At 65.6% G+C, this 13,888-nt stretch carries 13 protein-coding genes and 1 tRNA gene; 8 read left to right on the top strand and 6 right to left on the bottom strand.

The window, feature by feature from the left end:
• Nucleotides 1–61 precede the first annotated feature (61 nt).
• Together AC1DNE_RS00310 and AC1DNE_RS00305 are read right to left on the bottom strand one after the other, a co-directional pair.
• Nucleotides 62–733, bottom strand: coding sequence for a flagellar hook assembly protein FlgD (locus AC1DNE_RS00310; protein WP_441469961.1), 672 nt, complete (start codon nt 731–733; stop codon nt 62–64).
• A 15-nt stretch (nt 734–748) separates the two neighbouring features.
• The gene (locus AC1DNE_RS00305) at nt 749–2,203 is read right to left on the bottom strand and encodes a flagellar hook-length control protein FliK (RefSeq protein WP_476765000.1); all 1,455 of its coding nucleotides are present in this window, start codon (nt 2,201–2,203) and stop codon (nt 749–751) included.
• Between the two features lie 246 nt (nt 2,204–2,449).
• On the opposite strand from AC1DNE_RS00305, the gene mnmA reads away from it, so the two are divergent.
• From mnmA to AC1DNE_RS00270, 7 genes are all read left to right on the top strand, one after another.
• A complete protein-coding gene (gene mnmA, locus AC1DNE_RS00300; protein WP_476840869.1) occupies nt 2,450–3,634 on the top strand; it encodes a tRNA 2-thiouridine(34) synthase MnmA in 1,185 nt (394 codons plus the stop codon).
• A gap of 33 nt (nt 3,635–3,667) precedes the next feature.
• Nucleotides 3,668–4,324 carry a class I SAM-dependent methyltransferase gene (locus tag AC1DNE_RS00295; protein ID WP_441469964.1) on the top strand — a complete coding sequence of 219 codons (657 nt, stop codon included), beginning with the start codon at nt 3,668–3,670 and terminating at the stop codon, nt 4,322–4,324.
• Nucleotides 4,325–4,392: 68 nt separating this feature from the next.
• Nucleotides 4,393–4,469 (top strand) — tRNA-Met (locus tag AC1DNE_RS00290).
• A 104-nt stretch (nt 4,470–4,573) separates the two neighbouring features.
• On the top strand, nt 4,574–4,750 hold the full coding sequence (locus tag AC1DNE_RS00285) for a hypothetical protein (protein ID WP_476764998.1): 177 nt from the start codon (nt 4,574–4,576) through the stop codon (nt 4,748–4,750).
• Nucleotides 4,751–5,011: 261 nt separating this feature from the next.
• Nucleotides 5,012–6,043 (top strand): ABC transporter substrate-binding protein, encoded by a 1,032-nt coding sequence (locus tag AC1DNE_RS00280; protein ID WP_476764997.1) that lies wholly within the window; start codon nt 5,012–5,014, stop codon nt 6,041–6,043.
• A gap of 4 nt (nt 6,044–6,047) precedes the next feature.
• Nucleotides 6,048–6,941, top strand: a complete 894-nt coding sequence (locus AC1DNE_RS00275) for an ABC transporter permease (RefSeq protein ID WP_476764996.1) — start codon at nt 6,048–6,050, stop codon at nt 6,939–6,941.
• A complete protein-coding gene (locus AC1DNE_RS00270) occupies nt 6,917–7,666 on the top strand; it encodes an ABC transporter ATP-binding protein (RefSeq protein ID WP_476764995.1) in 750 nt (249 codons plus the stop codon). The genes AC1DNE_RS00275 and AC1DNE_RS00270 overlap by 25 nt, the downstream gene beginning before the upstream one ends.
• Before the next feature lie 127 nt (nt 7,667–7,793).
• Here the strand turns inward: AC1DNE_RS00270 and AC1DNE_RS00265 are convergent, their stop codons facing one another.
• Nucleotides 7,794–9,140: an LLM class flavin-dependent oxidoreductase gene (locus AC1DNE_RS00265; protein ID WP_476764994.1), complete on the bottom strand. Its 1,347-nt coding sequence runs from the start codon at nt 9,138–9,140 to the stop codon at nt 7,794–7,796.
• A gap of 602 nt (nt 9,141–9,742) precedes the next feature.
• Here AC1DNE_RS00265 and AC1DNE_RS00260 point away from each other — a divergent pair.
• Nucleotides 9,743–10,849 carry an LLM class flavin-dependent oxidoreductase gene (locus AC1DNE_RS00260; RefSeq protein ID WP_476764993.1) on the top strand — a complete coding sequence of 369 codons (1,107 nt, stop codon included), beginning with the start codon at nt 9,743–9,745 and terminating at the stop codon, nt 10,847–10,849.
• Nucleotides 10,850–10,876: 27 nt separating this feature from the next.
• Here the strand turns inward: AC1DNE_RS00260 and AC1DNE_RS00255 are convergent, their stop codons facing one another.
• The 3 genes from AC1DNE_RS00255 to AC1DNE_RS00245 are packed head-to-tail and all read right to left on the bottom strand — an operon-like array spanning nt 10,877 to nt 13,838.
• Nucleotides 10,877–12,169 (bottom strand): LLM class flavin-dependent oxidoreductase, encoded by a 1,293-nt coding sequence (locus tag AC1DNE_RS00255; RefSeq protein ID WP_476840868.1) that lies wholly within the window; start codon nt 12,167–12,169, stop codon nt 10,877–10,879.
• Between the two features lie 15 nt (nt 12,170–12,184).
• On the bottom strand, nt 12,185–13,186 hold the full coding sequence (locus AC1DNE_RS00250; protein ID WP_476764991.1) for an LLM class flavin-dependent oxidoreductase: 1,002 nt from the start codon (nt 13,184–13,186) through the stop codon (nt 12,185–12,187).
• A gap of 25 nt (nt 13,187–13,211) precedes the next feature.
• Nucleotides 13,212–13,838 (bottom strand): GNAT family N-acetyltransferase, encoded by a 627-nt coding sequence (locus AC1DNE_RS00245; RefSeq protein WP_476808679.1) that lies wholly within the window; start codon nt 13,836–13,838, stop codon nt 13,212–13,214.
• Between the last annotated feature and the right edge of the window lie 50 nt (nt 13,839–13,888).

Genomic DNA, 13,888 nt, shown 5'->3' with positions numbered 1-13,888 from the left:
GCCGGCTTTAAAAATTGGCTAAAACGATCGTGCGGTATCTCCACGATTGATTCGCCCCGGCTCATTCGCTGCGCACCACGCTCTTCACCTTGTCGATCGGCACGCTGATCGAGCCGATCTTCAGCATCGGGATCGAAGAGGTGAAGTCGACGCCGTCGACGATACCGCTGATCTGCGTCTTGGCCGTAACGGACTCACCCGCCACGTTCTTCGCATCGATCGTGATGGTGTACTCGCCATCCGGCGCCTTGGAGCCGATCGAGGTCGTGCCGTCCCAGCTATAGGACTGGTCACCGGCGACCAGCGTCTTGGTCGCGGTCTGGACGACGTTGCCCTTCGAATCCTTGATCGTGACGTTCGCGGTTCCCGCCGAAGCCATGTTGACCTTCCACTCGGCCTTGCCGTCGATCAGCCTTGTGGTGGCGCCATCGGCCGTGATCTTGGCGCCGATGAAGCCGACCGCATTGGTCGCCGTGCCGGCCGCGTTCAGGCTGAGCAGCGAACTCAGCGTCTCATTGGTCTTGAGCTGCTGCTCGACGCCGGCGAACTGAACGAGCTGGGCCGTGAACTGGTTGGTGTCGAGCGGATCGAGCGGCGACTGGTTCTTGAGCTGCGTCGTCAGCAGCGTCAGGAACTGGTCGAAGTTGTTCGCGATCCCGGTCGTGCCGCCGGTGACCGTGCTGTTGCTGGTGGTCGATGTGCCGGACGTGCCGCTTGTCCCGGAAACAGCCATGGCTCTTGTCCTTGGTCAGATGCTGAGATCGACGCCGCCGAGCCGCACGAGGCGGCGCTGCGGGGCGGGATCGGTGGAAAGGGCAGCCTCGTCGGTCCGCTCATTGCCTTGCGGCACACGCGGACGTTGCGGCGCCTCGTCATGCTGGCGGTTCTGACGGAAGGCCGACTGATCGGAGGGATCGCGCAGGCTGATATCGACGCCGCCGTCCGACGGCTTCAGACCCGCCTGCTCGAAGGCGCGCTCCAGCGTGCGGGCGTCGCGTTGCAGGAGATGCAGGGTTTCGACCCGGTCGACGACCAGTCTGGCGCTGACCTCGCCCTTGTCGGAAATCGACAGATTGACGTCGACCCGTCCGAGCTCGTCCGGATCGAGGCGAATGTCGAACTGCCTTGAACCCGACATCGCGCGCATGCCGATCTCGATCGGCACCATATGGACCGGCGTCGGCTGGCCGCTCGCGACGCCCTGACCTTGAGCAGGCGTGGCTCCGTTCGCCGCCAGGTTCGGATCGAATGGCTGGACAAGGCGGTCATGGGCCGGCTTGCCGGACGCCTGCTGCAGCATGGTCGAGAGATCGAGAGGGCCGAGCGCCTGCTGCAAGCTGTCTAACAGCTTCGGATCCGCCGCAGGCGGCGCTCCGTCAGCCTTGGAGGCCGCGCCAACAGGCGCCTTCTCTTCCGTGCCCTTGATCTCGGCGACATGGCCTGCCGTCGGCGGTGCCTTGCCGTCCACCGGCGCCGCATCCTCGGCCGCGACCGTTTCGGCGGCCTTCGCCGAATTCGCGTCAGCCTTGGCAAAGCCGGGAAGCGGAAGCGCCTGCGGCTTCGCTCCGTCACCCACGACGATCGCAGATGCATTCGCAGACTGCGGCGCGCCTCCTCCGGCAGCGGAGGCCGGAACCGGCAATACAAGCGTCGCTATCGCGACGGGATGAGGCGGCTCTGCAACGGCTTTGATCTGATCCGCACCGGGCACTGGGTTTGCCGCGTCGGCCGAGCCATCGTCCGTCTTGGCTTTGGTCGGCTTCTGCTCGTCTTCGGTGGGTTTCGCCTGGCCATCCGCCTTCGGCTTTCCCTCACCGCCCTGAACCGCGGCGGCTTCGGCCTGCGCAGCCGCCATCGCGATCAGGAAATCGATCCCGGTGGCGGGAGCATCCGCCTGCGTTCCCGCCTGCTGGGGCTTGGACGGCTTGGCAACGACATCGCCCGGCTTCACGGCAAGCTCGCCCTTTCCGGTCGCCGTCGCCGAAATCTTCTCGGCCTGGGAGGCCGCAGCCACAGCAACCGCCTCTTCGACCGCACCGGTCTTGTCGGTTGTCTTGGTGCTCGTGCCCTTTTCCGCCCCGGCGTCGCTCTCGTCCTGCAGCTCGGGCAGAGTAAAGGCCTCTCCCTCCCCGCCCTCGGCGCGACGGCGCGAAGCGGGAGCCTCGGGAGCTCGCTGATTGCTGAAGACGGGCTGGATCGACATGAACGGTTCCACGGTGTGGGCAACAACACACCCGCCCGCCACCAGCAAGTTGCACGCCAGACCAAAGTACTTCGGAATCAATATGTTAGCGCGATGATAGCAACCGCCGACGGCAAGAAACGCCGATGCAGGGACCGCAAGCCGGCAGGATTTGCCGATCCTGCTGGCAGCATGCGGCCAAAGCCGGTATAGAGCCCGCAGACGCGCAAAGATCGCAGTTTCGAGCCACGGACGCCTCCGCAGACGATGACCACACCCCGCAACTCTCTCGACATCGCCAAGCCGCCCGCGGCCACGCGCGTCGTCGCAGCGATGTCGGGCGGCGTCGACTCCTCGGTGGTCGCCGCCCTGCTCAAGCGCGAGGGCTATGACGTCATCGGCGTCACGCTTCAGCTCTACGATCACGGCGCCGCCGTCCACCGCGCCGGCGCCTGTTGCGCCGGGCAGGACATCCATGACGCGCGCCGCGTCGCCGAGGCGATCGGCATCCCGCATTACGTCCTCGACTACGAAAGCCGCTTCCGCGACGCCGTCATCGAGCGCTTCGCCGAGAGCTATCTCGCTGGCGAGACGCCGATCCCCTGCGTGGAGTGCAACCGCACCGTCAAGTTCCGCGACCTGCTCGATCTCGCCAAGGAGCTCGGCGCCGACGCGCTGGCAACGGGCCACTATGTCGTCAGCCGCGACCTCGGCAATGGCCATCGCGGCCTGTTCCGCGCCGCCGACGCCAGCAGGGACCAGAGCTACTTCCTCTACGCGACGACGCAGCAGCAACTCGACCTGCTGCGCTTCCCGCTCGGCCATATCGACAAGACCCAGACCCGCGCGCTCGCCGCCGAGCTCGGCCTCGCCATCGCCGACAAACCCGACAGCCAGGACATCTGCTTCGTGCCGAACGGCCGCTATGCCGATGTCATCGAGAGGCTGAAACCCGGCGCCGCCCGGCCCGGCGACATCGTCCACCTCGACGGGCGTGTCCTCGGCCACCATGAGGGCGTGCTCCACTACACCGTCGGCCAGCGCAAGGGCTTGCGGCTCAGCGCGGCCGAGCCGCTCTATGTGCTGCGTCTCGATGCCGACACCGCGCGCGTCATCGTCGGCCCGCGCGAGGCGCTGAGCGTGCGCGAGGTCCGGCTGCGCGATCTCAACTGGCTCGGCGAAACCACGCTCGATGCTCTGCCACCGGAAGGTCTCGACGTCGCGGTGCGCGTCCGCTCGACCCGCGCGCCGCGCGAAGCCCGCCTCTTCCGCGATGCGGAGGGCCTGCGCATCGAGCTTGCCGGTGACGAGGAAGGCGTGTCGCCCGGCCAGGCCTGCGTGATCTACGCCAATGCCGGCCCGGGCTCTCGCGTGCTCGGCGGCGGCACCATCCTGCGCCGGCCTCTCGCCATCCCGGCCACCGCCGCGCCCGCGGCGCTCGCCCTGTCCTGACAGGCTCCCGCCTTTCCGCTCGGATTTCCTACCATGCCGGTGACAGACCATCTCGACACCCAGAAGCGCGTCTATGCGACCTGGGCCAAGTTCTACGACCGGATCTATCAGCGCATGCTGGCACGCCCGCAGCGCGAGGCGGTCGCCGCGGCCTGTGCCTGCGGTTCGGACATCCTGGAAATCGGTGTCGGCACCGGCCTCACCCTGTCGTATTTCACGCCGGAAACGCGCGTCCTCGGCGCGGATCTCTCGCTCGACATGCTCAAGGTGGCGCATCGCAAGGTCGCGAGCCAGAATCTGCGGCATGTCCACGGGCTGATGGTGATGGATGCCTGCCGCCTCGGCTTCGGCGACGAGCGCTTCGATGCCGTGACCGCGCAATTCGTCATCACCCTCGTGCCCGATCCCGATCAGGCGCTGACCGAGATGGACCGCGTCCTGAAGCCGGGCGGCGAGATCATCATCTCGAGCCGCCTCGTCGATGACGGCGGCCTCCTCGCGCCGTTCTGGAGCGCCGTTGCTCCCCTGTCGAAGGCGGTCGGCTGGAGTTCCGACTTCAAGGTCAGCCGTCTGACGGACTGGGCGAAGGCGACGGGCCGCTACGAAACCGTCCATGTCGGGCGCGGCTATTTCAAGGTCGTCCGCCTGCGCAAGCTCGCTTCTGCTGATAACTCGCGATCCAAGGCTTGACGCGACCATGTCGCGGCGCATATACCGCGCCTCGACGACGAGCCGGCCCAGCCGGCTACGATGTCCGTGGCGGGGTAGCTCAGCTGGTTAGAGCAGCGGAATCATAATCCGCGTGTCGGGGGTTCAAGTCCCTCTCCCGCTACCACAATCTTTCTTGAACCTCCGACGGCGTTCAAGATTTTCAAATCGATCGATTATTTCGAGCGCCGGACGCCCCCCGTAAGTGGCGCGATCGACGCCGTCGCCGCGGTGCTCGCCATCGATCCGGCCGATAAGAAGCTAGCCGCGCTTTCCCATCAGGCGGCCGTCACCGCGGCCAAGACGAAAGTGATCGTCGACGAGTTCGCGCTGCGCTCGGCGACGGCCCTGTTCGATGTCGGGGGCGCCTCCGCCCCGACACTTCGCCAGAATCTCGGCCGCTATTGACGCAACGCCCGTACGCTCTCCTCGCACAATCCGGCAGGCTACGAAGGCGCTGACTGCCAGGGCCCACGCACTCAAAGGGGCGCCGCTCCCTAACCTGGGCTCTTCTGACGCCCCGGAAGCAGGAAAGCCGTTCCTTCCGGCGGCTCGGCCGCGGCCCAAACCATTCCCATGCGCCGGCATATTAGAATATCAATTCTATAGACTAATACCCCCGTAGTGCACATGCTCATGGCTGTCATTTCCGTATCCGAAAGCCGAAACATGGCACTGCGCCCCATCAATCGCGCCGTTGCAGCCGTCCTGGCCGTAATCGCCTTCTCTCCGATGGCGAGCGCCGCGCCGCTCGCTGACGATGCGCCGATTCCGGAGGCCATCGCGCCGGGAACCAAGCTCGTGATCGGCGACCCGCAGACGCGTGTCGCGCTGACGCTGTCAGGCGAACTCGCGAAGCTGCCGTTCAAAGTCGAATGGGCCAACATCTCCGGCGGCCCGCAGACCATCGAGGCCTTCCGGGCGAAGGCGCTCGATGTCGGCTCTGTCGCGGACATCCCGCCGATCCATGCCCGCTGGACCGGGCTCGAGACGCGGATCGTGGCGACGAAATACAGGCTGGATCCGGTGGCCAACCCGATCTACGTCATCGCAACCGCTCCCGGCTCCGGTATCGCGAGGCTCGAGGAGCTCAAGGGCCGCAAGATTGCCTTCAGCCCCGGTCAGGCCCAGGGCGCCCTCGTCCTGCGCGTGCTGAAGAAGCTCAAGCTCGAACGAAGCGACGTCAACCTGATCGAACTGCCGAGCGTCGGCGACACCTATGTCAACGCGCTCGCCAGCAAGCTCGTCGATGCCGCGCCGATCGCCGAGGCGAACAAGCAGCGCTTCGCCCAGAACTATGAGCGCGACGGCGCGAAGGTTCTGGCGCATGCACTGCGCGACGATCCGTCCTTCCTCTACGTTGCCAAGACATCGCTGGAGGATGCCGACAAGGCGGCGGCGATCCGCGCCTATGTCGCGGCGTGGGGCCGCGCGACGAAATGGATCGAGACGCATCCGGACGAGTGGATCAAGGGCTACTACGTCAAGGACCAGGGCCTCAAGGAAGACGCCGGTCGCTTCCTGGTCCAGTCGAACGGCAGCCCTGACGTTCCGCTCGACTGGGTCGCCGCCACCGAACGCCTGCAGGAAACCGTCGACCTGCTTGCGGAGGAGCTGAAAAAGCCGCCGTTCAAGGCCGGAACTCTGTTCGACCGCCGTTTCGAGACGGTCGCCGGCAAAGCCTACCGCGACGGGGAGTAGTACGATGGCGGACCTCTCGATCGAAGGCAGCGCTCTCCGCTCGGCCCGGCCGCGCCCTTTGCTCTTCCGCGTCCTCGGTCGGTCGCACGATGCCGGTTCCACCGGCCACGGGGCGAGGCGCAAGCGCAAGCTTGGACCGGGGCCGGCCTGGCGCTTTGGTCCCGCGCTCGGGCCCGTGCTGCTGCTGGTGCTCTGGAGCGCCGGGAGTGCCACCGGCGCGATCGACGACCGCATCCTCTCGCCGCCCTGGACCGTCGTGACGACCGGCTATGAGCTCATCGCCGACGGGCGCTTGCAGGAGAACCTCTGGACCTCGTTTCAACGTTCCTTCTGGGGGCTTTTCTGGGGCATCGTCGCTGGCGCTTCGCTTGGTATCGTAGCCGGGTTGAGCCGCATCGGCGAATACCTCGTCGACGGCCCGATCCAGATCAAGCGCGCAATTCCGGCACTTGCCCTGATCCCGCTGCTGATGCTCTGGTTCGGCATCGGCGAGCCGATGAAGATCCTGACGATCGCGCTGATCACCTTCGCGCCGATCTACATCCAGACCCATGACGGGCTGCGCTCGACGGATGCGCGCTACATCGAGCTGGCAGAGACGCTTGACCTGAGCAACTGGCAGTTCCTGCGCCACGTCGTGCTGCCCGCCGCCCTGCCCGGCTTCCTGCTCGGGCTCCGCTTCGGCGTGACCTATTCCTGGCTTGCACTGGTCGTCGTCGAGCAGGTCAACGCCACGAGCGGCCTCGGCTACATGATCAACCTCGCGCGCACCTATGGGCAGACGGAGGTCATTATCCTGTGCCTCGCAGTCTACGCCGCCCTGGGGCTGAGCTCCGACTGGCTCGTGCGCCTTATCACGCGAAAGGCCCTTCCGTGGCGCAAGATCCTCGCGGACTGATCGCTCGCCCCGTCGTCGACGTGCGCGGCCTGACCCGCCGCTACGGCACGCGCACCATCCTCGACCGCGTCGACCTGACCATCGGGCGCGGCGAGTCCGTTGCCCTTCTCGGGCGCTCCGGTTCGGGCAAGAGCACGTTCCTGCGCGCGCTAGCCGGTCTCGACCACGGCGTACCCGGCGAAGGCACCTACGACACGCCGGACGCCGTGTCCGTCGTCTTTCAGGATGCGCGGCTGCTGCCTTGGAAACGTGTCCTCGACAATGTCGAGCTCGGCCTGAAGGGCGAGCGGCCGCGCGAGCGCGCGCTGGCTGCGCTTGAAGAGGTCGGGCTGACCCAGCGGGTCGAAGCCTGGCCCACCCAGCTCTCCGGCGGCGAGCAGCAACGCGCGGCGCTGGCCCGCTCGCTGGTGCGCTCACCGGATCTGCTGCTGCTCGACGAGCCCTTCGGCGCGCTCGACGCGCTGACGCGGCTGCGCATGCAGGCCCTGCTGCTCGATCTCGTCGCGAGGCACCGCCCGGCCGTGCTGCTCGTCACGCATGATGTCGACGAGGCCATCCACCTCGCACAGCGCGTGCTCGTCCTGGATCAGGGCCGCTTCATCATCGATCAGCCGATCGCGCTCCCGGAAGAGCATGCGGCCCGCGAGGTGCGCTTCGCCGAGGTCCGCACGAAACTGCTGCGCAGCCTCGGCGTCACCGATGCCGATCTGCGCCGGGTCGCCTGAGGGCTTTCCCCCTCCCCTCGTCGCGCGGAGCCTGCGGCCTGACGGGCCAAGCGAACCCATCCGAGAAACAGCAAGGCCCGGATGCCAGTGCATCCGGGCCTTTTGTCCCTTGGTCCGCAGTGACGGCTCAAGCGCTCTGGCGCTGATCCGCTGCGAAGACGCTCTCCGGGCGCGGCAGGCCATAGTGTTCGCGCAGCGTCGAGCCGGAATACTCCTGCCGGAACAGGCCGCGTTTTCGCAGGATCGGAACCACCTCGGAGACGAACGTGTCGAAACCTCCGGTGAGATAGGGCGGCATCACGTTGAAGCCGTCCGCGGCGTCCTGCTCGAACCATGTCTGGATCTCGTCGGCGACATGGTCCGGCGTCCCGACCACCACGCGATGCCCGCGCCCGCCGGCGAGGCGGCGAATGAGCTGGCGAATGGTCGGGCTCTCGCGGTCGACGATGTCGACGATGAGCTGGAAGCGGCTGGCGACGCCTTTCGGCCCGCTCGTGTCGACGAGGTGCCGCGGGAACGGGCCGTCGAGATCGAAGCCGGTCAGGTCGAGGCCGATCATGCGCTTGAGCTGCTCGAGCGAAGCCGCCGGCTGGATGAGTTCGTTGATCTCATCCTCCAGCCTCTCGGCTTCGGCCTGCGTCGAGCCGAGGAAGGGGCTGATGCCGGGCAGGACCCGGATATGCTCCGGCCGGCGGCCGAGCGCGACGGCGCGCGCCTTGATATCCCGGTAGAATTCCTGCGCGCTGGCCAGCGTCTGATGCGCGGTGAAGATCGCTTCGGCGAACTGGGCAGCGAAGGAACGACCGTCTTCCGAGGAACCGGCCTGCACATAGACCGGCCGGCCCTGTGGCGACCGCGAGACGTTGAGCGGCCCCCTCACCCGATAATGCCGGCCGACATGATCGATCCGATGGACCTTGTCCCCATCCGCGAAGACGCCGCTCTCTGGATCGGCGACGAAGGCCTCATCCTCCCAGCTGTCCCAGAGCTTGCTGACGACATCGAGGAATTCGCGCGCCTTCTCATAACGCTCGCCATGTGGCGGGTGCTCGGGCAAGCCGAAATTCTGCGCGGCGCCGGCATCGCTGGTCGTGACGATGTTCCAGCCGGCACGCCCGTTGGAGAGATGATCGAGCGAGGCGAAGAGCCGGGCGAGATTGTAGGGCTCGTTATAGGTCGTCGAGGAGGTTGCGATCAGCCCGATCCTCTCGGTCACTGCCGCGATGGCGGACAACCATGTCAGGGGTTCGAAGCGCACCCGCGACGAGTACCGAACGTTCTCTGGCAGCGAAGGACCGTCCGCAAAGAAAATTGCGTCGAACCTGGCGGCCTCGGCCCGGCGCGCGAGCTCCTGATAATAGGTGATGTCGAGCACGCGCTTCGGCTCGGAAGCGGGATAGCGCCAGGCGGCCTCGTGGTGACCGCCTGGATAGATGAACAGATTCAGCGTCAGCTGGCGGGCGTTTGCGGACATCGCGGACCTCGCTCGTAAAGCCTGCGGACAGCCTCGCCGTGCCGCAGTTACCGCGGCAGACGATGCCGCTTCGGCGCGCAAGGGGTCAAGAGAAACGCATTTCAAAAAAGTATTGAAAATCAAATATCTATGCCAAAATCGACAAGCTTTATGACGATATATCAGTACCCTTCGCCCCGGAGAGATAAATATACCTTTATTCACTCCTCAGAGGTGGCACATTCACTCAATATTACACCGAATGAAATCGGTAATTCTATTGGCAACGACCAGCCAAAACGACCACCTTATGCCCAGGCAGAAGCGGCACCGTCACGCGACAATGCCGTCGAACGCTCTCGTGCAGGCTCTCCCTTCGAAGATGAATCTGGCCGGCGCCCTGACACTTGCCCGTGACCGATGCATGAACCTTCCGCCATCAGCAGATGGCTCCGAAAATAAAAGCGGCGACAAGAGAGGAAAAACCCACAGACGACCAGATATCAGAGAACATATTCTTCGTTATTATCACAATTCAAAACATTAATTCTGTTGTTATCGGAGTAAAAATTTTTACAGAGGCGATTTGCCTGAATGGAAATAGATATCGATAGACGGACCCCATGACGGAATCCTGCGAATTTCTCTGGTACATCCCAAACGATGTTAAGCCCGGTCATCGTGGCGATTCCGCCACCCGCGACCACAACAGCCTCGATACCCTGACCAGCCATGCGCTCGCGCTGGAACGGTTCGGGTGGAAAGGCGCCCTTATCGGGACGGGCTGGGGGCGGCCCGATACCTTTACCGTCGCGACCTCTCTGGCCGCACGAACGAAGACGTTCGAACCGCTGATTGCGATCCGCCCGGGTTATTGGCGGCCCGCCAATCTGGCCTCGGCCGCGGCGACGCTCGACCATCTGAGCGGAGGTCGCGTGCGGATCAATATCGTATCGGGACAGGACGACCTCGCCGCATACGGAGACGAGGAAGGCGATCAGTCACAGCGCTACGCCCGGACCAGGGAGTTCATGCAGCTGGTTCGCAAGCTCTGGACCGAGGAAGCCGTCAGTTTTCGCGGGCAGTATTTTTCGGTCACGAACTCGACCGTCGTACCCAGAGTGCAGCCTCGGGAAGGCAGGGCGCATCCCAAGCTCTATTTCGGCGGCGCGTCGGAAGCGGCTGAGCGCGTCGCCGCGACCGATGCCGATGTCCAGCTCTTCTGGGGCGAGCCGCTCGCCGAGATCGCGCTGCGGATCGGACGTCTCAAATCGGTCGGCCATCGGCTCGGCCGGGAGCTTCCACCGCTGCAGTTCGGGCTGCGCATCACGACGCTCGTCCGCGACACGACGGAGCAAGCCTGGGCCGACGCGGAGGCCAAGGTCGCGGCGATGGCCAAAAGCCGGGGCGCAGGCTGGAATGACCATCAGCGCGCGGTGGCCGTCGGCCAGCAACGTCTGCTCGACCTGCATCAGCGCGGCGAGGTGCTCGACGACAATCTCTACACCGCGCCGGGCAAATTCGGCGGAGGCGGCGCGGGGACGACCTGGCTTGTCGGCTCGGCCGCGGACGTCGCCCAGTCGCTGAAGAAGTATCGCGATCTCGGGATCACCAAGTTCATTCTGTCCGACACGCCCTATCTCGCCGAGATCGAGCGCCAGGGCTCGCAGCTCTTGCCGCTGCTTCGCGATGAGCAACCGATAACGCAGGCAGTTCCGGCGCCGCTCTGAGCGGCGCCGGAAGCGGCGGGGCGCCCGCTACACTGCCTTGGCGACCGGCTGCCACGCCTCGGGAAGAGCGAGGTTTCCGCGGAGCGTGGAGGAGGCATAATCCCGCCGGAAGACCTTGCGCTCCTGCAGGATCGGAATGACCTTCTCGACGAATTCGTCGAAGCCGCCCGGCGTGAGATGGGGCGCGAACACGAACCCGTCCGCCGCATCCTCCTGAACGTAGCGATCGATCTCCTCGGCGACCTGGGCAGGCGTCCCGACGAATTGCTTGCGGCCGGTCACCTTGATGATGAGTTCGCGGATGCTGAGCTTTTCCTGCTCGGCCAGATCACGCCAGGCCCGCGCAGTCTCCAACCGGTTATCGTAGCGCGCCGCACGCCCCTGGGCGAGTTGCTCGACCGCGACGTCGGGATCCACGTCGGGCAGAGGACCGTCCGGATCATAGGCCGAGAGGTCGCGATTCCAGACCTGCTCGAGGAAAACGATGGCGTTCTTCGGGCTCACCTGCTGCAGTCGTATGGTCTTCTGCTTTTCCAGAGCGTCTTCCAGCGTATCGCCCAGAACGAAGTTGGCACCCGGCAGTATCTTCAGGGCGTCGCGGCTGCGGCCATGTTTGGCGAGCCTTTGCTTCACATCCGCATAGAAGGCCTTTCCCTCCTCAAGCGTGCCGTGGCGCGAATAGATGAGGTCGGCATGGCCCGCAGCCAGCTCCCTGCCCTCGTCGGAATCGCCGGCCTGCGCGATGACCGGAGCGCCTTGCGGCAACGGACCGGTGCCGGTGCGTCCCGCGATATCGAAGTGAGGCGTGCGAGCGTAGAAGTCGCCGCCTCTCCAGATCGAGCGCGCGGTTTCAAGGAAGTCCCGCGCGCGCTCGTAGCGCTCGCGAAACGGCAAATGATCGCCGCGACGGAAGTTCGCCCCGGTGAAGGCACCTGGCGACGTCACGACGTTCCAGCCGGCCCGCCCACCGGACAGGATATCGAGCGTCGCGAGCTGACGTGCGAGCGGATAAGGCTCGTTGAATGTCGTGGTCAGCGTCCCGATCAGCCCGACATGGTCGGTGATCGAAGCCAACGCAGTGAGGATAGCCAGCGTGTTTGGGCGGCCGACGACATCCAGTTCGTGGAAGCGCCCCTTCTGCTCCCGGACCCTCAGCCCTTCGGCGAGAAAAATGAAGTCGAACTTGCCGCGCTCGACCGTCTCGGCGAAGTGCCGGAAGGACGAGAATTCGATTTGGCTGCCGGCGGCCGGATCGCTCCACACCGTGAAATTATTGACCCCGGGGAACTGCGCCCCGAGGATGATCTGCTTCCTGGTCATGGCATTCCTCCGAGCTCAGGCTGCCGCGGCGTAGCGATTGCGCGCGGCCGGCAGGCCAAAGCGGCTGCGCAGGTTCCCGCCCGCAGGTGGCGCGACCAGCCCTGCAGCGCGAAGAGCGGGCACCAGCGTGCCGGTGACGCGGTCGATCTGCGTGCGAGGATCGGACAGGACCAGGCGGACACCTGGGGCGCCATCGGCGGCGGCGATCCCGGCCGCGGCGATCAAATCCTCGGCGGTACTTCCATCCGGGCCGATACGCAGATCGGCGATGACGACTGGCCCCTTCCCCGATGTACCGCCGCTAAGCTTCGCGAGCGTTTCTGCAAAATCGCCGTTGGCCGGCACGAAAACCACATCGGCGGCGCGCGCGAAGGCCAGATCCGTTTCGGCCACCCAGCTGACTGCGACGATGGGCTGGCCCTGGGGAGGCCTCGGCGTGATCGACGGTCCCAGCACGCGGAAATCTGCGCCTTGGAAATCGATATAGTGAAGCTTCTCGCCATCGACGAAGCGTTGGCTCTGCGTGTCGCGGATGACCGCATCGTCCTCCCAGCTGTCCCAGAGACGCCTGACGACATCGACGGCATCCAGCGCGTCGCGGTCGAGAGACCGCTGTTCGACCGTTGGAAAGCCCTTCAGCTCTCCGATCGCGCGGGTGGCCTCGCGGCTACGCTTCTGGTCGAGGCGCTGGGCCAGAAGTCCGGCCCAGCCACCGCTGACATAGTCGAGCGTGGCAATCGCCGTCGAGACGTGGAAGGGCTCGACGAAGCTTATCGGCGCCCCGGCGATGAGACCGATCTCGCGGCTTCGGGGCGCCAGCCAATTGGCCAGAAGGATCGCGTCGAGCCCGTCCTGGCCGGGATCGGCAAAGCCGTCCTCCAGGGTCACGAACGCTGCGACGCCATCAAGCCTCGCGACGAGGCTGCTCCAGAAGTCGCGCCAATCGGGTTCGTCTCCGTTGCGATGGCCGCCCGCATCCAATCCGAGACCGAGCAACAGGGGAGATTTCTGCGTCATCGTCACATTCCGATCCGGTGCGTGCCTAGGCCGCCGAAGCCCGATAGCTCGCGAGCCGCGAGGACACCTTCGCCTCGTGCTCGGCCTTGATCGCGGCGACCCGCTTCGTCGCTTCCTCGAATGACGCGGCGGGCGCATGGACCGGATAGGTGCCGACCTGCCCTGCCCTCCTGCCGATATGCTTCTCGAAAGGCAGGGAGCGGTAGAGGGTGGGGTCGACGGCCGTATCGAAAAGCGGTCGATAGCCGAGGGCGATGTACAACGCCGACGCTTCTGGCTGCAGGAAACCGGTGGTCAGATATGCCCGCGTGTAGCCGAGCTCGCCGGCACTTTCCTCAAGTGCCAGCACAACCTGTCTAGCGAGCCCCTGGCGGCGCAAATCCGGGCGCGTCCAGATGCGCTTGAACTCCGCCGTCTCGTCGTCGTGGCTCATGAACGCCCCACCCGCGATCGTTTCGCCGTCACGCTGCAAAAGCAGAAAGGCACCGAGCGGCGGCGCGAAAGCTTCGGCGGGGTAGCGCAAGATCTCCGAGCGGGCGCCACCGGGGCGGCTCGCCACGCCATATCGTCCGTCATATTCCGAGATCAGCCCCTCCAGCAGCGGCTCCGCGGCCGGGTCGAGAGGCGACGACCGCACGAAAAGGTCAGCCATAACATTCTCCGAAATCGCCACAGCGAGCCCATGCCCACTGCCGCTTGATC

The organism is Allobosea sp. 05L423, assembly GCF_056397745.1.
Note: the sequence above shows the minus strand (reverse complement) of the source record. Positions and strands in the feature narration are given on the sequence as shown.

Excerpts from the sequence above, each read along its gene's own strand:
- mnmA (WP_476840869.1), top strand. The coding sequence starts at position 2,450 with ATGACCACACCCCGCAACTCTCTCGACATCGCCAAGCCGCCCGCGGCC.
- AC1DNE_RS00255 (WP_476840868.1), bottom strand. The coding sequence starts at position 12,169 with ATGACCAGGAAGCAGATCATCCTCGGGGCGCAGTTCCCCGGGGTCAAT.
- AC1DNE_RS00305 (WP_476765000.1), bottom strand. The coding sequence starts at position 2,203 with ATGTCGATCCAGCCCGTCTTCAGCAATCAGCGAGCTCCCGAGGCTCCC.
- AC1DNE_RS00260 (WP_476764993.1), top strand. The coding sequence starts at position 9,743 with ATGACGGAATCCTGCGAATTTCTCTGGTACATCCCAAACGATGTTAAG.
- AC1DNE_RS00280 (WP_476764997.1), top strand. The coding sequence starts at position 5,012 with ATGGCACTGCGCCCCATCAATCGCGCCGTTGCAGCCGTCCTGGCCGTA.
- AC1DNE_RS00265 (WP_476764994.1), bottom strand. The coding sequence starts at position 9,140 with ATGTCCGCAAACGCCCGCCAGCTGACGCTGAATCTGTTCATCTATCCA.
- AC1DNE_RS00275 (WP_476764996.1), top strand. The coding sequence starts at position 6,048 with ATGGCGGACCTCTCGATCGAAGGCAGCGCTCTCCGCTCGGCCCGGCCG.
- AC1DNE_RS00310 (WP_441469961.1), bottom strand. The coding sequence starts at position 733 with ATGGCTGTTTCCGGGACAAGCGGCACGTCCGGCACATCGACCACCAGC.
- AC1DNE_RS00245 (WP_476808679.1), bottom strand. The coding sequence starts at position 13,838 with ATGGCTGACCTTTTCGTGCGGTCGTCGCCTCTCGACCCGGCCGCGGAG.
- AC1DNE_RS00295 (WP_441469964.1), top strand. The coding sequence starts at position 3,668 with ATGCCGGTGACAGACCATCTCGACACCCAGAAGCGCGTCTATGCGACC.
- AC1DNE_RS00250 (WP_476764991.1), bottom strand. The coding sequence starts at position 13,186 with ATGACGCAGAAATCTCCCCTGTTGCTCGGTCTCGGATTGGATGCGGGC.